We start from the raw sequence: 20917 nt of genomic DNA, 5'->3' as shown, positions 1-20917 counted from the left end.
TTGCCGACTAGGGTGTGTGCCCAGAGTCACCCGTCCCACCACCCCCAGATCACCCGGAGGTCACCGTGACCAGCCAGTCCGACGAGCCCGAGGCGTCCGCGCCGGTGGCGGAGAAGTCCTCGCCCGAGGGGTCTTCCGGGCGGGAGCTCTGGGAGCAAGCCCGAGTCGAGCCGGTCGAGATCGCCCTGCCGGGCGGGGTGGGTCTGACCCTCCGGGCGTACCGGAAGGCATCCGAGCTCACCCCGACCGAGGTCGTGGTCGACGAGGACGACCCCTTCGAGGCCCGCCGCAAGCGCGCCGAGGAGGAAGAGGTCATCGTCGACGAGGAGTACGAGGCTCTCATCGCCGACGGCGAGCCCGTGGACGGCAAGGAGGGTTCCACCGAGGAGCCTGACTCGGCCGACTTCGAGGATGAGCCCGCCGCCCAGGCGGATGACGAGGAAGTACCCATGTTCCTCAGTCACAAGGGCCGACTGATCGCTTTCAAGAGCTCAGAGGCACTGGTCTCCTTCCTTCGTTCGGGTGCTCCGCACGATCTCGCACAATTGGACACCTGGGCCGACCTGGTGGAGCGGGTACAGTCGAGCGACATCGACCCCCTGCCGGAGGACCGCTACGAGCTCGACCTCGTGGTGGAAAACCTGCGTGGCGGTCATGACACGTGGGACCTGCCGCTGCTCATCAACGCCGGTGAAGTGGCCCGCGACCTCGGTTTCGGACTCCGCATCAAGCCGGTGATCCTGGCACTGTCGCCCGGTTCGCCGCTGGACGACCTCGACGACTCCCTCCGGACCGCCGAGAAGGGCGGGATGGGTGGATTCTTCGGCCGCCGCCGGTTGAAGAAGATCGGCGCACAGCAGGCGAGTCTCGGCTGGCGTTCGGTGATCGGAAAGATCTCCGCCGCTGTGGACTGGCGTGACTGACCGATTACCAGGGAACATCAATCCCTGGTCGTAGAAGAGAAGCACTTGGCGGGGAGGAGACGACGACGTGGCGCTCGTGCGCGTGTACTGCGGTCTGGCGTCGGCTGATGATTCGGTGCGTTCGGCCTCGGCCGCTCCGCTGACCGTCGCCGTGGTGGATGACGCAGGCCGGCTGCTCGGTGTCCACGAGATCAGCGACGAACCGACTGGCTACGCCCAGCTGGGGACGCTGCTCGTGGAGCGGACGACCGGTTTCAGCGACGCGGCGGTCGCCGCGGACAGCGACGACCACGTCGTCACGTCACTGCTCACCGCGGCCGGCCGGCCACTGGTGGTAGTCGACGACGACGCGGCCGACGACTACGCCGAGCGCTTCTCCGACGACGACTCCCCCGAGGAGATCTCCGCGCCGGCAGCCGCCCGGCGGGCCGTGGGCCTGGCCCGGGCGCTGCAGGCCGGCGCGATCGCGGCGGTGACCTTGCCGGCACCGCGCGAGCTGGTCAGTTACAAGCCGGTCCTGGCGGCCCACGTGGCCATGCTGGTCGGCCGGAACGCCGCTTCCGTCGCCCTGCGCGAGGTCCTGCGCGAGCTCTATCCGGCGGCGCTCCGGGCGTTCCCGGACCCGTCCCACCCGACCGCCCTCGCCGTTCTCGACGCGATGCCCGAGCCGGGCCGTCTCGCCGGTCCTGCCCCGGCGGCCCGCGAGATCGCCGCCGATCTGGTCCGCGCCGGTTCCGGCAGCGAGAGCGAGCTGACCAGCGCGATCACCGCTCTGCAGGTCGCGGTCAGCGAGTCGCCGCGCCGGGGCGGGGTCAACAAGTCCCTGTCACCGGCCGCCGCCGAGGCGGTCCGCAAGGCCATCTCCGCGGTCCGCGCCTGCGACGCCGCCTGTTCCGCCCTGATCGGCACTCTCGCCGCCCGGGCCACCCCGCCCGGCATCGGTGGGCCGAACGTCGGCCGTCGCAGCGCACGCCGTGTCTCCGAGCCGCCCGCGCTCCAGCCGGTGCCGAGCAGTGGCACCGGCGACGTCGCCCGGTTCGGCCGCCGCAACCGTCCCGAGCCGGTCTCCACCGGCAGCGGCCCGGCCATGCCGCAGGCGATGACCACCATGCCGTCCGCTCCGGACCCGCTGATGGCCCCGCCGGTCGCCCCGGCCGCCGCTAACGGGCTGCCCGGCCGCGCCACCGGACCGTTGAACCGGCCGGTGTCGGTGCCGCCGCCCCCGCCCGGCATGACGCCGATCACGCCCGGCACCCGCCCGGCCCCGGCGACCCGCAACCCCTCCACCCCGACTTCGGTGCCGCCGCCCGGTGTGAGCAGCCCGGCCGACGCCGGCGAGCCGTTCCGCCCGACCCTGACCAACGCCGAGCTCAACCGGGCCCGGTCCGAGCGGCGCACGGTCATCCCGCCGCGCCCACCGACGAGCGCCCGGCCGCCCGCGGCAGCCACCAACGGCGCCACCGACTTCAGCCTCCCGTTGCAGACCCCGCGGACGCCGCTGGAGTCTCCGCGGACGCCGCTGGAGTCCCCGGAGCCCGGGTCGCGGGCCAACTGGCCGCTACTCAACGGCGACAAGGACGAGGCCGCCCGGCCCGATCTGCCGTCCCGCCCGTCGGCACCGTCGCTGCCCACCCGGGGAGCCACGGCACCACCGCTGCCGTCCCGATCCTCGACGCCGTCGCTGCCCACCCGGTCCTCGGCGCCGTCGCTGCCCACCCGGTCGGGTCTGAAGTCCGGCTCCGATCTGCCGTCCCGGCAGTCTCCGGCGGCATCGGTCAGCCCCGCTCCGGACAGCCGGATCAAGCCGCCGTGGCAGGACATGCCGCAGGAGCCCTCGCCGCTGGAGCGCCGTCTCGCCGACCAGCCCCGCAGCAACGGCGGCCGGGCCCGGCTTCCCGGGCTCGACCAGCTCGGCGGCTCCCCGCCGGCCCGCCGGGACGACGAGCGCTCGACCCGGATCACCGCACTGGACCGGAGCAGCGCCCCGCCGGTCTCGGCCGACGGCAACGACGGTGACCTGCTGATCTTCGCCGCCGCCCGCTCCGCGTGGTTCACCGGCACCACCGAGGACACCGACGTCAACTGGTCCAACCCGAACGACTCCGCCTGGCGTGCCGCGCAGAAGGCCGCTACCCCGGCCGTCGCCGCGGAGACGAACGCCGGTCTGCCGAAACGTGTGCCCCAGGCCAACCTGGTCCCCGGCTCGTCCCGCACCGAGGAACGGCCGGTGCGGATAGTCCGCGACGCCGCCTCCATCGCGGCGCACACCACCGGCTACTTCCGTGGCTGGCGGCGTGGGCAGGAGATCGGCGGCTTCGCCATGGGCGGGCGCCCGGGCCGGGAGGCCGCCGGCGGCTGGGACTTCAGCCGCGACGGCCAGCCCGCCGACGAGTTCCGCAGCAACAACGCCGGCAACCGCTGACCGACCCGACCGACAAGGAGACCGCGACCCGTGTGGGGCGCGGTCTTCTTTGTTGCTGGCATGCGATCGCCATCCGGCACGCGGGCGTTGAGGTAGGGGCCCGATCGCCACCCGCCGCACGGCCGCTGAATGATGCTTGATCGCCTTCCGTCATGCGGTCGCTGAGCGGCTCCCGCTTTTCATCGGCCGCGCGGGGGCTGAGCGGCTCCACACGCCCCGACCGGAGGCCATCGCTAATCCCACATCCCCGGGAGTCGAAATCTCCGCCTGGGAGCTCTCAGCGACTGCGCCGGCAATACGGATTGATCCGGCTTCCCGGACCTCGCGATGACAACGGGTGATCACTCGTATACGATGACGAATGGCCGGAAAGCGCGCAAAAGCCCCGCTTCGGCCGGTGGGGTTAACCAGGCCGTCGAAGCGGGGCTCTAGGTCAGGCGGGTGCGGGCCCGACCTCGAGTGTCGCGGAGTCTGCTCAGGCAGGCGCGGTAGCGCGAGTGCGACGCATCGTCAGCACATACTCGACAAGCGAGATGAGGACGTTCTTCGTCGACTCGCGGTTACGCGCGTCACAGCTCACCACGGGCACGTCGCTCGAGATCGCCAGAGCGTCCCGAACGTCCTGCGCGTTGTGGTACTGCATCCCGTCGAAGCAGTTTATGGCCACCAGGTACGGCAGCCTCCGGTGCTCGAAGAAGTCGATGGCGGCGAAGCAGTCGGCGAGCCGACGCGTATCCACCATGACGACCGCACCGATGGCGCCCCGGACCAGCTCGTCCCACATGAACCAGAAACGTGTCTGACCCGGAGTACCGAAGAGGTACAGGATCAGGTCCCGGTCGATGCTGATACGGCCGAAGTCCATGGCCACGGTAGTGGTCGTCTTGCCCGGCACCTGCCGGTTGTCGTCGACACCCACACCGGCCGAGGTCATGATCGCCTCAGTGGTCAGTGGGGTGATCTCCGAGACCGACCCCACCAGCGTCGTCTTACCGACGCCGAAGCCACCGGCGATGACAATCTTCGCCGATGTCACGCGTCCCGCAGCGGGACGGTGCGACATGTCAGAGCCTGCGAAGTCCACTCAGCACCCTTTCCAGCAGATCCGTGCCTACCGCGTCAGTCTCGTCTTCGAGCGAGGTGGGCTCGTACACAGCGACCAGGCCGTCAGAGGCCATGTCCGCAACGATCACACGTGCCACACCGAGCGGCAGTTGCATGCGTGCAGCGATTTCGGCCAGAGACTGAACCCGGCCGTTGTCGCACATCGCCGCGATGTACTGATGCTCGCTTCCACCCTGCCCGCGCCCCATTCCGGAACGGCCGCGCACGGTTGTCTCGACCAGCGCTTCCAGCGCTATCTCAAGCTTCGGCCGGGTCCGACCGCGGGTCATGGCGTACGGCCTGACCAGCGCACCAGTCGGCTCATCGCGTTCAGGCATCGTCACCGTCAACCCCTCCCTCGGCCCCTCGAAGTGTATTGGTTATCAAAGTTTCTACCAGTAGCCGGCTGAGCCTACCGGGGTCGTAAAACCCCTGACAAACCCCTGGATGGTGCCGGCCCACTACCGGTTCAGCCCAGTACCCCGGCCGCCGAGCGCGGCGCGGGGGTCAAAGCTTCGCCGACACGGTCGACCAGGAGGGCCATCTCGTAGCCGACCTGACCGACATCGCAGCTCCGAGCGGCCAGGACCGCGAAGGAGGAACCGTCGGAGATGGACATCAGGAACAGGAAACCATTGTCCATCTCGACGACCGTCTGAAGGACGGCGCCACCCTCGAAGCAACGCGCGGCGCCCTGCGTCAGGCTTACCAGGCCGGACGCGATGGCCGCCAACTGGTCGGCGCGGTCACGCGGGAGGTCTCGCGACGACGCCAGGAGCAGCCCGTCGGCGGAGACCGCGATCGCATGCGCGACCCCGGGAACGCGATCGGCGAAGTTGGCCAGAAGCCAACCCAGATCCTGCGTAGATGTCATGCCTCATGCTCCTTGCCAGCCTGCGAGGGCTGCTGCCCTCCCGGAGTGTCCTCCAGGTTGGTCGATTGTTCCTTGGTGCGACCGCGTGCCACACCACGGTGGTAAGCGGAAAGTAGACCGCGAACCCCCTCAGGCGTACGACGCTGGACGGAGTTACCGCCCCGTTCCACACCGCCGGGGACGAGCTGAGCCATCGGCTTGCGCTTCGGCAGACCCGCAGTGGTGGTGGTCTCGATCGGTGTCTCAGCAGCCAGGCGGGCAGCCTGCCAGCCATCGTCAGCCGCGGTCCGCCAAGGGTTCGCCGCAGGGGCGTCCCCGTTGCCGTAGGCCGCCGGAGCAGCCGGAGCGGCCATCGGCGCACCAACACTAGCGGTATCGAAGTCACGAACCTCCGGCACCACCACCGGCTGCGGTTGCGGAACAGGAGCGCTCCGCATCGGCTCGCCGGTCGGGATCCGCTGCGAGACGACTGATTCCTCGCCCACACCGGACACCTTGGGCCGGGCCGGCTCGGCCGTCGTGACGAACCACGCCGACTCCAGCTCCCGGAAGATCGGCAGTTCCATCGTCTCGTCCGCGAACGGAGCCGCGCCCTCACGGGCCGACGCCATCTGCGCGGCGGCAGTGGCCTGAGCCTCCGCCGGGTCGAGCATGTCAGCCGACAGAGCCGAACTCGGCAGAACCGGGATGGTCTGCGGGTTGATCGGCGGAGCCACCTGCGGCTGAGCTTCGTAGTTCTCCGGGCGGAACCGCGGGATCTCGGCAGTCATGTCGAGCGCGGCGGCCAGGTTCTCCGGCACGTGCGGGGTGGAGTCCCGGTCCGCGGCGACCGGCGGCCAAGCCGGCGGTGCCGAGGCGAACGGGTTCCGGTCGGCCGGCGAGTACGGCTGAGCCGACACCGGTTCGGCCGGCGGAGCGGAGTAGGGCGCTGCCGACACAGGCCGGGCCGGAGGCGCCGAGACCGGCGGAACCGGGGGCGCCGAGACCGGCGGCATGAACGAACTCGGGTTGGCCGGGAGCTGACGCGGGATGGTCGGTCCGAACCCGTTGCCGTCGCCTTCGGGGCGGAAGTCGCCACCGTTGCGACGCTGGGCCAGATCGTCCAGGCCGCCTGCGAAGCCCTGCGGACCGGACGGCAACGGCGGGATCACCTCGTTGCTGCGCGGGCCATGGAACCCGTTCGGCGATCCACCGAAGCCGTTGGTGGAACCTCCACCGAAGCCGTTGGACGATCCGCCGAAACCGTTGGTACCGGCGTTGTAGCCGCCGAAACCGGACGGTGCCGCACCGGTGAGGTCGGACCACGCCGGGACCGAACCGTTCGAACCACCGTTACCGCCGTTCGAACCGTTGTTGCCGTTCGAACCGTGGTAGCCGCCGCTCTCCAGAGCGAGAGGCTCGCCGAAGCCGGGCATCCCGGAGCCGGGTCCGCCGTCGAAGGCGTTCCGGCCCGGAAGTCCCTGGACCTGGGCGTTGGCGGAGGCGGCCAGCACCGTGATGGGCAGGCCCACCTCGGCGACGGTGCCGCGCTCGCGGTCGGCGGGCCGAAGCTCGACCCGGACCGCGTGCCGGCTGGCCAGCCGTGCGACCACGACCAGGCCCATCATCCGGGAGACGGCGACGTCCACCGTCGGCGGATTGGCGAGCCGCTCGTTGAGGTCGCGGAGCTGCTCGCGGCTGATGCCGATGCCGTGGTCCTCGACCGTCAGCACGGCGTTGTCACCGATGCGGCGGGCCTCGACCATGACGTTGGAGTTCGGCGGCGAGAACGCTGTCGCGTTGTCGAAGAGCTCGGCGACCAGGTGGACCATGTCGTTAACGGCGTGTGCCGCGACCTCGATGTCCCGGTCGATCATGCCGAACTCGATGCGGGTGTAGTGCTCGACCTCGGACTGCGCGGCGCGGAGCACGTCGATCAGAGCGGCCGGCTCCCGCTGCACACGGGTCGAGTCGGCGCCCGCGAGAACCAGGAGGTTCTCGTCGTTACGACGCATTCGGGTGGCCAGGTGGTCGAGCTGGAAGAGCTCGGCCAGGCGGTCCGGGTCCTCCTCGCCACGCTCCAGCCGGTCCAGGTGACCGATGAGCCGGTCGACCAGGATCTGCGAACGGCGGGCCAGGTTGACGAACATCGTCGCGACGGAGGCACGTAGTGCGGCCTGCTCGGCGGCGGTACGAACCGCCTCGAGGTGGACCGCGTTGAACGCCTCGGTCACCTGCCCGAACTCGTCCCGGCTTCGCACCGGTAGGGGTTCGGCGATCTGGTCGGCGACCTGTGCCGGTGTGAGCGACGCGGAGAGCGCCGGATCACGTAGCCGGCTCACCGCGTGCGGCAGGCCGAACTGGGCGACAGCGAGAGCACCCTGGCGCAGTTCACGCAGTGAGCGCGCCATCGACCGGGCGACCAACCAGGCGAACAGGATGGCCAGCAGCAGCATGCCGAGCAGCAGGCTCGTCTCCAGGAAGACCGCCTGGTTCGTGCCGTTCCGCAGCTCGGTGGCCTGGGCCACGATCTTCCGGTCGAACTCGACCTCGACCTGCCGGAACAGGTCGTTGTAACCGGACAGGTCCTGCTCCCACTCGGCTGAGGAGAACGGGATCGCGGAGTTGTTGCTGCCCTGCAGCGACATCAGCGGGGTGATCCAGTTTTCCGCGGCCTGGCGCTTCGGGCCGGCGACGGTGTTGTTGAAGTAGTCCGTCTCCTCGGCGTTACCGACTGCCCCGAGGGTGTCCTCGGCCAGCTGGTAGCCGGTCTGCGTCTCCAGGAAGTTCTTGCGCAGGCCGTTAGTGAGCTGCCCGGAGGCGACCACGTCCTGGCCGATGTAGCGCTGCTCGGCGACGTAGTTCTTGGCACGGGCCACCGCGGCCACGACCCGGAGCCGGTCGCTCAGGGTCTGGTCGTTGGCGAGCTGCGCCGAGATGTCGCGAACCTGGAGAAGGTCGTTGATCAGCTGGTCGTAGGTGGTCAGGACGTTGTTCTGGTCCTCATCGCCCTTGGCGACCCGGCTGCGGAAGGTGGGTAGGTCCTCCAGGTTGCGGTCCAGACGCAGCAGCAGATCGCCCACGTTGTCCGGCACGTCCTCTAGGGCGGCCTTCTGCTGGACGTACGGCGCCTTGGCGTCGTCGACCTCGCCGTGTTCCTTGCTGTACCGGTCGACCGCTGTCTTGAAGGCCGCCGCATTGTCCGTCGCGGTCTTCGTGATGATTACGCCAAAGGTGCGCTCCGCCTGTAGGTGGTCGACCAGACCACCGGAGGCTTCGGAGAGCACCGAGAGGGTGCGTGCACGCTCCGCGTTACTGGCTTCGTCGATGTGGTCAACAAGTCCGTTGACACCGACGATGATGGTCGCCACTGTCGGCACCAACATGATCAGGCCAAGCTTGGACCAGATCGGTAGGTCTCGCAGCCGACCCGCGGGTCGGCGCAGACGCGACATGACGCCGTTCGCGCTACTGGGGCGCTTGCTCACGTCACCGTCCTCCTGATTCGGGCCCGGCTTTCGGCTCACCGGACACCGCACACGGCCGACTCGCCGACGTCGGGCCCCCGAGATTCCATCACGACAAGTGTCAAAGAGAAAGAGCAGGCGGACACGGACCGGTTGTGTGCCGCGATGTTGCAACCTCGCAGTTGGACATCGCCGGTCTCAATATCACTACCTGTGGAGCTGCACATATCTCAAGGTCACTTCGTAGGTCGGCGCAGCGTTGGGGGGTGGATGCAGGCCGACCGGGTCCCGATCGTAGTCGATCGCGATAGAAGTGACGATGACTCGGTTCCCCGCGATCGGCAAGGCGAGACGCCAGAGTATGCCGAGTTTGCAGGCGGCAGTCTAGCCGAACGGCGGGGCACCAGAGACTGACAGGTGATTTCTTTTGACGTACGTTCGTTCAGATCCGGCTATAACCAGACATGACGGATTTCAGGTCAGCAGTTTGGCGTACGCCGGCTTGATCACTTCATTGATCAGAACGAGACGTTCGTCGTACGGGATGAACGCCGATTTCATCGCATTGATCGTCAACCACTGCATCTCCGCCCATCCCCAGCCGAACGCTTCCATGAGCAGCGTCATCTCGCGCGACATGGACGTACCGCTCATCAGTCGGTTGTCGGTGTTGACCGTGACCCGGAAGCGGAGATCGTGCAGCAGCTTGATCGGGTGCTCGGCGACCGACGGCGCGGCCCCGGTCTGCACGTTCGACGACGGGCACAGCTCGAGGGGGATCCGCTTGTCCCGCACGTACGCCGCGAGGCGGCCCAGCTCCGGCGGTGTCCCGTCGGCTCCGACCGTGATGTCGTCGATCAGCCGCACGCCGTGCCCGAGCCGGTCCGCGCCGCACCACTGGATCGCCTGCCAGATCGACGGCAGCCCGAACGCCTCACCGGCGTGGATGGTGAAGTGGAAGTTCTCCCGCTGCAGGTACTCGAAGGCGTCCAGGTGCCGGGTGGGCGGGAACCCGGCCTCCGCGCCGGCGATGTCGAAGCCGACCACGCCGCTGTCCCGGAACCGGACCGCCAGCTCGGCGATCTCCTGGGACCGGGCGGCGTGCCGCATCGCGGTCATCAGGGTGCCGATCCGGATGGGCGTGCCCTTAGCCGCCGCTTCGGCACAGCCCTCCTGGAACCCGGCGTGCACCGCCTCGACCACCTCATCCAGGGTGAGACCGCGCTCCAGGTGCTGCTCGGGCGCATAGCGGACCTCGGCGTAGACGACACCGTCGGCGGCCAGATCGAGCGCGCACTCCTTGGCGACCCGGTGCAGGCCCTCGACGGTCTGCATGACCGCCACGGTGTGGGCGAAGGTCTCCAGGTACCGTTCCAGCGAGCCGGAGTCGGCGGCCGCGACGAACCACTCGCCGAGCTGTTCCGGATCGGTGAAGGGCAGTTCGTGTCCGACCACCTCGGCCATCTCGACGATGGTGGCCGGCCGCAGTCCGCCGTCCAGGTGGTCGTGCAGCAGGACCTTCGGAGCCTTGATGATGTCGGAGTGTGTGATGCCAGCCATCAGAAGAGCCTAGAGGGAAGCGCTGGATGATCGACGGTGCAATTCCGTTTCTGCGGTGCCCGGTGTGCCACGGCGCATTGACCAGGCAGGACCGGACACTGCGTTGCCCGGCCCGGCACAGCTTCGACATGGCGAGACAGGGCTACGCCGATCTCAGCGGCGGGCGGCTGCCGCACCTCGGGGACAGTGCCGAAATGGTCGCCGACCGGGCCGGTTTCCTGGCCGCGGGACACTACGGCTTCATCGCCGCGGCACTTGCCGAACATCGTACGAACGGCCTGGTCCTGGATGCCGGAACCGGGACCGGTGACTATCTGGCCCGGTTCCTGGACGGCTCTCCGGAGGCGATCGGTCTCGGACTCGACGTCTCCAAGCCGGCTCTGCGGCGGGCCGCCCGCGCGCATCCCCGGGCCGCGGCGGCACTGGCCGACCTGTGGCGTCCACTTCCGGTCGCGGACACCACGGCCTCGGTGATCCTTAACGTCTTCGCGCCCCGCAACGGGCCGGAGTTCCACCGGATCCTGCGGCCGGACGGCGTGCTGCTGGTGGTCACGCCGTCCGCCGATCACCTGTCCGAGCTGGTCACCGCGCACGGGATGATCCAGGTCGACCCGGAGAAGGCGGCCCGGGTCAGCGGCAGCCTCGGTGCGCACTTCACCCCGGTCGGCACTACCCGGCACCGCCGGGAGCTGAAGCTGACCGCGGCCGAGGCGCGCACCCTGATCGGAATGACCCCCAGCGCCCGCCACGTGGCACCGGAGGCTCTGCCCACAGTGGATGTCGCGGTGACCGCCGCGGTGGACGTGACGGCCTATCAGCGCCGCTGACGGGCGGTTCAGACGGAGAGGTCGACCTCTTCCCATTCCGGAGGCGCGTCGTGGTACGGCCCGGAGAAGATGACCGCCCACTCCAGAGCCCACCGGCGCTGCCCGATCGCGTTGGCGTCCACCTCGCCGGGCAATGACCGCCCGTTCTGCTCGGCCTCCTGGAAGGCCCAGTCCAGGCAGTAGTAGAGATCGAGCAGCACCGCCGCCTCGGCCGGATCCCGGATCGCCATCAGGGACCGGGACCGCCAGCTGGTGAAACTCTCCCCGGCGGGCAGGTCCGGCATCTGGCTCATCATCCGGTCGTCCGGCGGGACCGTCGGGTCCAGGTGCCGGCTCAGGCCGAGCAGCCAGGCCAGCGCGAAGACGGCGTCGTGGTGCAGCACGAAGGAGCGGTGGTCGCCTTTCGCGCCGATCACGAACTGCCACTCCGGTGGGGTGACCAGTTCGACCAGGTGGGAGCCGAGCAGCCAGCTCATCGCCGCCTCGGTGGGCATGCCGAAACACCTGGCGACGACGACGTGCAGCACTGCGGCCCGGGCTTCCAGCTCGGCGACCGGGCGCAGCTCGACCGTGTCGCCCTGCTCCCAGACCAGCGGGAACGCCAGTGGGGGCAGGGGCAGGCCGAGCCGGGCCAGTTCGTCGAGACTTGCCTCGCGGACCGCGCGGGGATCGGGGGCGGCCTTAATCATGGCGGTTCAGGCTATGCGGTCGAGCAGGAGCGGGACAGGGGTGGTCGCCGTCGCTCCGAGGACGATCGCCCCGGCCGCGTCGGCCCGGGCCACCGGGATCCGGGACTCATCGTCGGCGCGCAGTTCGAGCAGCACGTCACCGGCCTTGACCCGGTCGCCGGGGCGGACTTTGAGCTGCACTCCGGCGCCGAAGCTGACCGGGTCCTCCTTGCGGGCGCGACCGGCGCCGAGGCGCCAGGCGGCGATCCCGATGCCGTACGCGTCGACCGAGGTCACCACGCCGTCCTCGGTGGCCCGGAGGACCTCGGTGTGCGTGGCGGTCGGCAGCGGCGCGTCCGGGTCGCCGCCCTGGGCCTGGATCATGGCCCGCCAGGAGTCCATCGCCTGGCCGCTGGCCAGCACTTTCTCCGGGTCGGCGTCCACTCCGGCAGCGGCCAGCATCTCGCGGGCCAGAGCCAGCGTGAGTTCCACCACATCGGACGGTCCGCCGCCGGCCAGGACCTCCACCGACTCGGCCACCTCGTTGGCGTTGCCGACCGCGAGACCGAGCGGGGTACTCATGTCGGTCAGCAGCGCGACCGTGGTGACCCCGCTGTCCTTACCCAGCTGGACCATGGTCCGGGCCAATTCCTGCGCGGTGGCGAGGTCCTTCATGAACGCGCCGGTGCCGACCTTCACGTCCAGCACCAGAGCTCCGGTGCCCTCGGCGATCTTCTTGCTCATGATCGAGCTGGCGATCAGCGGGATCGCCTCGACCGTACCGGTGACGTCGCGCAGTGCGTAAAGCTTGCGGTCGGCCGGGGCCAGGCCCTCGCCCGCCGCGCAGATGACCGCGCCGATCTCCTGGAGCTGGCGCTTGAACTGGTCGTTGGAGATCTGCGCCTGCCAGCCCGCGATCGACTCCAGCTTGTCCAGGGTGCCGCCGGTGTGGCCCAGGCCGCGGCCGGAGAGCTGCGGCACGGCCACCCCGCACGCGGCGACCAGCGGGGTCAGCGGCAGGGTGATCTTGTCGCCGACACCGCCGGTGGAGTGCTTGTCGGCGGTCGGCCGGGACACCGAGGAGAGGTCCAGCCGCTCGCCGCTGGCGATCATCGCGGCCGTCCAGCGGGCGATCTCGGCGGGCGTCATGCCGCGCAGCAGGATCGCCATGGCCAGCGCCGACATCTGCTCGTCGGCGACGACACCCTTGGTGTATGCGTCGACCACCCAGTCGATCTGGGCGTCGGACAGGACATGCCCGTCGCGTTTGGCGCGGATCACGTCCACGGCGGCGAAAGCACTCACGATTTTCCTTCTTCCCAACGCTGCGGGATGCCCTCGGGGGCTTCACCCTCGCCCGCCCAGGACAGGTTGCCCTCGACGTCCACCACCACGATCCGCGGCGTCCGGACCAGTCCCCAGGCCACCGCGGCGGCCGTGGTGGGCAGGTTCGGTCCCTCTTCCAGGATCCCCTTCTCCTCGGCTGAGCCGGGCTTGCCCGAGGACCGCTCCCAGTAGCCGGTCCAGATGGTCTCCCCGCCGGCGATGTCGGGGTGGACGAAGATCGTCCCCCGGCCACGCCACTTGGCCAGTTCGGGCGGTACGTCGGCGGCACCGACCGGGCCGGTGACCCGTTCCATGTCCTCGTAGCCGAACGCGTGCGGCAGCAACTCGGTCATCCGCAGCGGCCGAGGCAACGCTTCGACCAGCAGGTCCGGGCCACCGTGCTCCCAGAGCAGCTGACGGCAGCGGCCGCACGGCATCAGCGGAGCCCCGGTGGCGTCCACGCAGGAGATCGCCACCAGTCGGCCGCCGCCGGTCGCGTGCAGCGAGCTGACCAGGCCGCACTCGGCGCACAGGGTCATCCCGATGGAGGCGTTCTCCACGTTGCAGCCGACGATCATCCGGCCGTCGTCGACCAGCCCGGCCACCCCGACCGGAAAGTCGGATATCGGCGTGTACGCCCGCCGCATCGTTTCGATGGCGGCAGCCCGCAACGCCGCCCAGTCGATCTCCATGCCGCCGATTCTTTCAGTGTGGTGAGTTCGGGTGCGATCCGCACCCGAACTCACCACACCGGTTCAGGACTTGATGTACGGCTGACCCGAGGCCGCCGGGCCACGCACCCGGCCGACCAGCCCGGCCACCGCGACCAGGGTCGCCAGATAGGGCAGCATGTTGAGGAACTGGCTGGGCAGCGGGCTCTCGATCGCGCTCAGGAAGAACGCCAGCTTCTGGGCGAACCCGAAGAACAGCGCCGCCCCGAACGCCCCGAACGGGGTGAACCGGCCGAAGATCAGCGCGGCCAGAGCGATGAACCCGGCGCCCGCGGTCATGTTCTTGGTGAAGCTGCCGGTCGCCACCAGCGTGAAGTAGGCCCCGCCGATACCGGCCACCACCCCGCCGAGCAGCACGTTCAGGTAGCGCAGGCCCCGCACCCGGATGCCCACCGTGTCGGCCGCGGTCGGGTGCTCGCCGACCGCGCGGGTCCGCAGGCCCCACCTGGTCCGGGTCAACCCGAAGTGGATCGCCAGCACCAAGCCGATCGCGAGCCAGACCAGCAGATTCGCCTCGAAGAGCACCGGGCCGACGACCGGGATGTCGGCCAGCGCCGGGATCCGCCACTCGGGCAGCTGCGGCGGCTGGTTGTAGGACTGCGAGTCGGGCTGCATCAGCCGCTCGTAGAGGAAGCCGGTGATGCCGAGCGCGAACAGGTTCAGCACCATGCCGACCACCGTCTGGTCGACCAGGTAGCGGATCGACAGCACGGCCAGGATGCCGGCGATCAGCACACCGCCGACGGCCGCGCTGATCAGCCCGGCCCAGACGCTGGTGGCCATCGTGCCGACCAGGGCACCGGCGAAGGCTCCCATCAGGAACTGGCCCTCGATCGCCACGTTCACCACACCGGACCGCTCGCCGAGGACCCCGGCCAGCGCGCCGAGGATCAGCGGGAGCGCCAGCTGGAGCGTGCCCTCGGTGGTGTCCACCAGCGGCATGAAGTGGCCCGCCACCTGCCAGCACAGGAACGACACCACGAAGGTCAGGATGCCGAGCACCAGCAGCAGGTTGGAGCGGCGCTTGAGCAGCCCGCCGACCATCACCGCACCGGCGATGAAGGTCAGCACCCCGAAGAGCACCGCCCCGAACTGTCCGTTGATGGCGAGCGCGGCGCCCTCGGAGTTCTCACTCAGGGTGAACCGGGCGTCCTCGCTCGGCGCCAGCGCGCCGAACACGCCGGCGGCCACCACACCGAGCAGGATCAGGGCCGTGCCGAGCCGGCGCGGCCGGGACCAGAACGGCTCCGGCGCGGCGACCTCGGTCAGGTCCTCCACAGTCGCGGTCGACATGTCCTCAGCCCTTCGCCAGAGAGGCGCCGAGACCGGTGGACCGGGCGGCACGCAGTCGGAAGATCGCCTTCACCAGTGCGGGGGCGGCGATGAAGATGACGATGAGCGCCTGGAGCACGGTGACCAGCTCCAGCGAGATGCCGGCGAACGACTGGACCCGGTTGCCACCGGCCCGCAGCGCGCCGAACAGCAGCGCGGCGAAGAAGGTGCCCCACGGCCGGTTGCGGCCCAGCAGGGCGACCAGCAGGCCGTCGAAGCCGATGTTGCCGGCCACCGCCGGGGTCAGGGAGTGGGCGGTGCCCAGCACCTGAGTGGCACCACCGAGACCGGCCAGGCCACCGGCCACGGCCATCAGCAGCACGTACGTCCGGGCGACGCTGATGCCGGCGGTCTTCGCCGCGTGCGGGTTGGCGCCCACCGCGCGGATCTCGAAGCCGAAGGCGGACCGCTTCAGCAGCCAGGCCACCCCGGCCGTCACGAACACCGCAATGATGATGCCGAGGTGCACCCGGAGGACTCCGCCGGGCGACGGGAGCTGCGCGGACTCGGCGACCGACTTGCTGATCGCGTCGGTGCGGCCGGGTGCCTGGACGCCCTGCTGGATGACCAGCCAGGACAGGAAGAGCGCCGAGGTGTAGTTGAGCATGATCGTGGTGATCACCTCGTGTGCTCCGGTCCGCGCCTTGAGCAGACCCGGGATGAAGCCCCACAACGCGCCGCCGACGACGCCCGCTACCAGCGCGACCGCCAGGTTGAGCACAATCGGCAGGCCGAACGAGAAACCCGCGACACCGGCCACGATGCAGCCGAGCACCGCCTGGCCCTGGGCGCCGATGTTGAACAGGCCGCCGCGGAAGGCCAGCGCCACCGAGAGACCGGTGAACACCAGCGGAGCGGCGTACGTCAGGGTCTCGGAGAGCGGTGTGAACGCCTGCTGCCAGGTGGCCGTCCCGGCGAACCAGGCCTGGAACACGGCCGGGTCGCCGAACGCGCCCATCAGCAGCTCGGCGTAGGCCAGACTGATCAGGTCCCAGCTGGCATCCAGCGCGTCACCGGGCCGGGCGGTGAAGTAGCCGAACTTGGCCAGCACCTCGGCGTCGGAGACGACGATCAGGACCGCGCCGATCAGCACGGCCAGCAGGATCGACAACGCCGTGAGCAGGACGTTGTTCGCCGACCAGAGATTGCGCACGAACACGTTCATGAACGAGTCGTCACCGGCCGGCTCCGGCTTCCTCGGCGCCTCGGTGGTGGTCTCGGCGGTCACTTCTCCCCCTCAGCCGTCGAGCTGGTGATGCCGGCCATGAGCAGACCCAGCTCCTCGCGTGGCGTGTCGGGCGAGACGATGGCCAGGATCCGGCCGCGGTACATCACCGCGATCCGGTCCGCGAGGCCGACCACCTCGTCCAGCTCGCTGGAGACCACGAGCACCGCGGTGCCCTGGTCCCGCTCGTGAATGATCCGGCTGTGGATGAACTCGATCGAGCCGACGTCCACCCCGCGGGTGGGCTGCGACGCGATGAGCAGGCGCAGCGGACGGGACATCTCCCGGGCCACCACGACCTTCTGCTGGTTGCCGCCGGAGAGCGTGCCGACCGCGGTGTCCGGCGACTGGCACCGGATGTCGAACTGCTCGATCCGCTCCTTGGCGTTGCCACCCACCTTGCCGCCGTCGACGCGGAACGCATTGCCGAACGGGGCCCGGTCGTACATGTCGAGGACCAGGTTCTCGGCGACCGAGAACTCCTTGACCACGCCGTCGTGGCTGCGGTCCTCGGGGACGTAACCGACACCGGATCCGAGGATCTTCTTGGTGCTCAGTCCGACCAGGTCGCCGCCGTCCAGGCGGACCGCGCCGGCCCGGGTCGTCCGCAGGCCCATCACGGCCTCGACCAGCTCGGTCTGACCGTTGCCCTGGACACCCGCGATGCCGAGCACCTCGCCGGCCCGGACCTCCAGGTCGACGCCGTCGACGGCGCGCACACCACGGTCGTCGTCGACCACCAGGCCGTCGATCTTCAGGACGGCGGCGCCGGGCTCGGCCGGGCCCTTCTGCACTTCGAGGCTGACGGCCCGGCCGACCATCAGGGCGGCCAGCTCGTCCTCGCTGGTGTCCGGGCTGGCGGTACCGACGATCTTGCCGCGACGGACCACGGTGATCCGGTCGGCGATCGCCTTGACCTCTTTGAGCTTGTGGGTGATGAAGACGATCGACTTGCCCATCTCGGTCAGCGACCGCATGACGGCGAGCAGTTCCTCGGTCTCCTGAGGGGTCAGGACCGCGGTCGGCTCGTCCAGGATCAGCAGGTCGACCTCGCGGGTCAGGGCCTTGACGATCTCGACGCGCTGCTGGGCGCCGACCGGCAGGTCCTCGATCAGGGCGTCCGGGTCAACGGGCAGGCCGTACTTCTTCGAGGTGTCGATCACGTCGCGGCGCGACCGGCGGCGGTCCAGCCAGCCGAGCGGGCCACCACGCACCTCCTCGGCACCGAGCGCGATGTTCTCCGCCACGGTGAAGACGGGCACCAGCATGAAGTGCTGATGCACCATGCCGATGCCGGCCGAGATGGCGTCCCGGGGGCTCTTGAAGACGACCGGCTCGTCGTTGACGAAGATCTGGCCCTCGTCCGGCTGGAGCAGGCCGTAGAGCTGGTTCATCAGCGTCGACTTACCGGCGCCGTTCTCGCCGAGCAGGGCGTGAACCTCGCCCGGCTCGACCGTGATGTCGATGTGATCGTTGGCCACCAGGTCGCCGAAGCGCTTGGTGATGCCGCGCAATTCCAGTTTCAGCGGAATCTCCCGACGTTCAGTGACTGAGCCTGGTGGATGGTGGAATGCGAGCCGCCGCTCAGCCACGGGTCGTGAAACCCGCGGCCTCGCGGCGGCCAGATGTTACCTACCCGAGGGTCACTTAGGCGCGGAGGCCGACTCGACCTTCACCTTGCCGGAGATCACGTCGGCTTTGAGGGTCTCCAGCTCGGTCTTGAGCGCGGCGTCGACCTTGCTGTCGAAGCTGTGGAACTCGGCGAGCGAGACACCGTCGTTCGACAGGTCACCGACGTAGCCCGTCGTCGCCGACAGGCTCTCACCCTTGGCGCCCTTGACGACGGCTTCCTTGACGGCCTCTTCGATGTTCTTGACCACGGTGCTCAGGAACACGTCACAGTACTGCGCGGCGCTGGTGCAGCCGTCCTGGTCGACCCAGATGACCGAGACCTTGCCGGCCGAGTCCTTGGCGACCTGAGCGGTGCCGAGGCCGGTGCCACCGGCGACCGGCATGATCACGTCGGCGCCCTGCGAGACCAGGGTCTCGGTGACCGACTTGCCCTTGGCCTGGTCGATGAAGCTCTCGGCGAAGGTGCCGTTCTGGGAGGCCTTGTTCCAGCCCAGAACCTCGACCTTCTTGCCCTTGACCTCGTTGTAGTGCGCGACGCCGTCGGCGAAACCGTCCATGAAGATGGTCACCGGGGCGATCTTCAGACCGCCGTAGGTGCCGACCTTGCCGGACTTCGAGTAACCCGCGGCGAGGTAGCCGGCCAGGAACGAGGCCTGGTGGGTGGCGAACTGCATCGGGAAGACGTTGCTGTTGCCGCTGTTGCTGTCCACGATCGCGAACTGCGAGGTGGCGCTCTCCTTGGCGACCTTGGTGGTCACCTCACCCATCAGGCCACCGACGGCCAGGATGAAGTTGCAGCTCTGCGAGACGTAGCTGCGCAGACCCGGCTCGTAGTCGGCCTCGGAGGAGGACGCCACGTACTTCGGGTCGACGTTGCTGACCTCTTTCTGAGCGGCCTGGAGGCCGGCCCAGGCGGAGGCGTTGAACGACTTGTCGTCGATGCCTCCGAGGTCGGTGACCATGCAGGCCTTGTAAGCGGCGGCCGCGGCACTGCTGCCACTCGCCGCCGGAGTCTCAGCCGGGGCCTCACCACAGGCGGCGGCAGCGAGCGTCAGCCCACCTGCCGCGAGAATCGCCACGATCCGCTTCCCACGTACTGGGCGCAAGACGCCCTCCTTCCGCTGACACCGAGGCTCGAGTACCCGGGTGAATCTCAGGTCGGGAGCGTATCCCCGGCCCGTAGGCCCGTCAGGACATCGGTACGGACTGTTGGCGCACCGTTATACCACCGCAATCACTCAGCGTTGGGGACGCCGCTTTCGGCTGGTTCAGGAGGGAATTGCGCCCGGGGCCGGAAACAGGCAGTTAATCTTCCGCTCGCGGTGCCCGCCGCCAGGCCGTGATCCCGAGGACACCCACCGTGGTCCCGATCGCCAGTGACGCACCGATCAACAGCGCGTGAACCCACAGGAACGCGGTCGGCGACCCGGCCGCGAAGGACCGGTCGTCGTTCCAGATGGCCAGCCCGAAACGGGGCCAGATCAGCCAGGTCCACAGGCCGACCGCGATCAGGAACGCCGACCACCGCTTGTTGATCATCACACGCCCAGTATCCCAGCAGCGATCCGCCGCCAGCCGGCCCGGACCTCCGCGGGCTCCGGCGGGGCACCAGGATGCTTCTGAACCACCTGCGGCGGGAAGTCCTCCTCGGCCGGCGTACGGGCCGCCTCGATCGCCCGGTTGATCGCCGCCACCCCGTCCAGCGGCAGCAGCGGCTCGACCACGGCCGTCAGGTCGTCGTCGGCCACCACCGCGCGGGCCAGGGCGAGCGCGTGGTCGCGCTCGTACGGCCCGCAGACGACCGGCTCCCAGTCCTCCGGATCGCCCGGTGAGGCGATGGTGATCACCCACGGCTGCCCGGCGAGCGGCGAGCCCGGCGGCAGGTGCAACGTCACGAGTGTGCCCACCGGCTCATCATGTCGGGCGGGAGTGGCGAATCCAGGTGTTTTGCCCCACCGGGGCGGTCTTGTCATCAGCCGACAGATCGACCACCCGGCCGTGTGGGCTGGTCGCCGCCCAGGCCGCCCCGAAGAGCAGCAGCTGGTTGAAGACGTAGAGGTAGACCAGGGCGCCGACGGCCGAACCGACCAGGCCGTACGCCGGGTTCCGCTCGACCAGCCCGACGAACGACTTGCCCACCGTGTTGAGCAGCAGCAGGCCGATCCCGACCTGGAGCACCGGCGGCAACATCCGCCGGGCGGTCATCTTCAGCCGGGGGACCGCGGCCAGCAGCGCGGTCGCCAGCACCAGGTTGACGCCGAAGGTGAGCACCCAGCTGACGATCGACAGGACGACCGTGAAGCCGCCACCGGCCAGCCAGTGCAGCAGGCGCTCCAGGCCGTAGACGGCGAGCTGGGAGAGAACCAGCAGGAGCAGCAGGCCGATCAGCACCATCAGGTCGACGGCCTGACGGACGCCGATGTAGCCGGGCTGCTCGTTCAGCCGCCAGATGAGCCGCTGCGAGGAGCGGATCGCCTCGACCCAGCCGATCCCGGTGAAGGTCAGGCCGGCCAGGCCCACCAGGCCGACGCTGCCCTTGCTCTCCATGATCGCCTGCACGTCGAGGAACGGCAGGTTCTGGCGCAGGAAGTCCCGGACCAGGTCGAGCAGTTCGACGTTGTTGGTCAGCAGCCAGCCGAAGATCGAGTAACCGATCAGCAGCAGCGCGAAGACGGCGAAGAATCCGTAGTAGGCGATCGCCGCGGCGAGCCGGCCACCTTGGACATCCTCGTACCGCAGGATCGCCCGGCAGAAGTGATCGAAGTACGGCGACCGGTACCGCACGGCCATGATCTTGGCTTCGGTCGCGACGAGCGCCCGATCGATCGGATTCACCGGCCGACCGTA

General features: G+C 69.4%; 18 protein-coding genes. 3 read left to right on the top strand and 15 right to left on the bottom strand.

Annotated features, from left to right (window positions below; all coding sequences use genetic code 11):
* The first annotated feature begins 65 nt into the window (after window positions 1–65).
* Together BLU81_RS37525 and BLU81_RS37520 are read left to right on the top strand one after the other, a co-directional pair.
* The gene (locus BLU81_RS37525; RefSeq protein WP_092552428.1) at window positions 66–923 is read left to right on the top strand and encodes a DNA primase; all 858 of its coding nucleotides are present in this window, start codon (window positions 66–68) and stop codon (window positions 921–923) included.
* A 67-nt stretch (window positions 924–990) separates the two neighbouring features.
* The gene (locus tag BLU81_RS37520; RefSeq protein ID WP_092552425.1) at window positions 991–3345 is read left to right on the top strand and encodes a transposase; all 2355 of its coding nucleotides are present in this window, start codon (window positions 991–993) and stop codon (window positions 3343–3345) included.
* Window positions 3346–3820: 475 nt separating this feature from the next.
* Here BLU81_RS37520 and BLU81_RS37515 read toward each other — a convergent pair whose 3' ends face one another.
* From BLU81_RS37515 to BLU81_RS37495, 5 genes are all read right to left on the bottom strand, one after another.
* Entirely contained in the window at window positions 3821–4408 is a 588-nt protein-coding gene (locus BLU81_RS37515) for a GTP-binding protein (RefSeq protein ID WP_092552422.1), read from the bottom strand.
* Between the two features lies 1 nt (window position 4409).
* Window positions 4410–4787 carry a DUF742 domain-containing protein gene (locus BLU81_RS37510; RefSeq protein WP_092558195.1) on the bottom strand — a complete coding sequence of 126 codons (378 nt, stop codon included), beginning with the start codon at window positions 4785–4787 and terminating at the stop codon, window positions 4410–4412.
* Between the two features lie 131 nt (window positions 4788–4918).
* Complete coding sequence (locus tag BLU81_RS37505; protein WP_067706828.1) at window positions 4919–5323, bottom strand: roadblock/LC7 domain-containing protein; 405 nt, start codon at window positions 5321–5323, stop codon at window positions 4919–4921.
* The gene (locus tag BLU81_RS37500) at window positions 5320–8790 is read right to left on the bottom strand and encodes a sensor histidine kinase (RefSeq protein WP_092558193.1); all 3471 of its coding nucleotides are present in this window, start codon (window positions 8788–8790) and stop codon (window positions 5320–5322) included. The genes BLU81_RS37505 and BLU81_RS37500 overlap by 4 nt, the downstream gene beginning before the upstream one ends.
* Before the next feature lie 453 nt (window positions 8791–9243).
* Window positions 9244–10329, bottom strand: coding sequence for an adenosine deaminase (locus tag BLU81_RS37495; protein WP_092552419.1), 1086 nt, complete (start codon window positions 10327–10329; stop codon window positions 9244–9246).
* A 26-nt stretch (window positions 10330–10355) separates the two neighbouring features.
* Here BLU81_RS37495 and BLU81_RS37490 point away from each other — a divergent pair, with 26 nt between their 5' ends.
* A complete protein-coding gene (locus BLU81_RS37490) occupies window positions 10356–11156 on the top strand; it encodes a putative RNA methyltransferase (protein ID WP_092552414.1) in 801 nt (266 codons plus the stop codon).
* Between the two features lie 8 nt (window positions 11157–11164).
* On the opposite strand, the gene BLU81_RS37485 is transcribed toward BLU81_RS37490, so the two are convergent.
* The 10 genes from BLU81_RS37485 to BLU81_RS37440 all read right to left on the bottom strand — a co-directional run bounded on the left by BLU81_RS37485 (window position 11165) and on the right by BLU81_RS37440 (window position 20905).
* The gene (locus BLU81_RS37485; RefSeq protein WP_092552411.1) at window positions 11165–11845 is read right to left on the bottom strand and encodes a DUF4272 domain-containing protein; all 681 of its coding nucleotides are present in this window, start codon (window positions 11843–11845) and stop codon (window positions 11165–11167) included.
* Between the two features lie 6 nt (window positions 11846–11851).
* Complete coding sequence (locus BLU81_RS37480; protein WP_092552408.1) at window positions 11852–13129, bottom strand: thymidine phosphorylase; 1278 nt, start codon at window positions 13127–13129, stop codon at window positions 11852–11854.
* Entirely contained in the window at window positions 13126–13842 is a 717-nt protein-coding gene (locus BLU81_RS37475) for a cytidine deaminase (protein ID WP_092552405.1), read from the bottom strand. Before BLU81_RS37475 ends, BLU81_RS37480 begins: the two co-directional genes overlap by 4 nt.
* Before the next feature lie 63 nt (window positions 13843–13905).
* Complete coding sequence (locus BLU81_RS37470) at window positions 13906–15174, bottom strand: ABC transporter permease (RefSeq protein ID WP_092552402.1); 1269 nt, start codon at window positions 15172–15174, stop codon at window positions 13906–13908.
* Window positions 15175–15178: 4 nt separating this feature from the next.
* Window positions 15179–16378: an ABC transporter permease gene (locus BLU81_RS37465; RefSeq protein WP_092558191.1), complete on the bottom strand. Its 1200-nt coding sequence runs from the start codon at window positions 16376–16378 to the stop codon at window positions 15179–15181.
* Window positions 16379–16437: 59 nt separating this feature from the next.
* Window positions 16438–17952, bottom strand: a complete 1515-nt coding sequence (locus BLU81_RS37460) for an ABC transporter ATP-binding protein (protein ID WP_307833802.1) — start codon at window positions 17950–17952, stop codon at window positions 16438–16440.
* Window positions 17953–18081: 129 nt separating this feature from the next.
* Window positions 18082–19176, bottom strand: a complete 1095-nt coding sequence (locus BLU81_RS37455; protein ID WP_092552396.1) for a BMP family lipoprotein — start codon at window positions 19174–19176, stop codon at window positions 18082–18084.
* 199 nt (window positions 19177–19375) lie between these two features.
* Window positions 19376–19609, bottom strand: coding sequence for an SCO4848 family membrane protein (locus BLU81_RS37450; protein WP_373873320.1), 234 nt, complete (start codon window positions 19607–19609; stop codon window positions 19376–19378).
* Window positions 19609–19977 carry a hypothetical protein gene (locus tag BLU81_RS37445; protein WP_092552390.1) on the bottom strand — a complete coding sequence of 123 codons (369 nt, stop codon included), beginning with the start codon at window positions 19975–19977 and terminating at the stop codon, window positions 19609–19611. The genes BLU81_RS37450 and BLU81_RS37445 overlap by 1 nt, the downstream gene beginning before the upstream one ends.
* A gap of 7 nt (window positions 19978–19984) precedes the next feature.
* A complete protein-coding gene (locus tag BLU81_RS37440) occupies window positions 19985–20905 on the bottom strand; it encodes a YihY/virulence factor BrkB family protein (protein WP_092552386.1) in 921 nt (306 codons plus the stop codon).
* Window positions 20906–20917: the final 12 nt, after the last annotated feature.

Origin of the sequence: Actinoplanes derwentensis, assembly GCF_900104725.1 — a bacterium.
GTDB classification, from domain to species: domain Bacteria; phylum Actinomycetota; class Actinomycetes; order Mycobacteriales; family Micromonosporaceae; genus Actinoplanes; species Actinoplanes derwentensis.
This window is presented reverse-complemented; position numbering and strand designations above follow the sequence as displayed.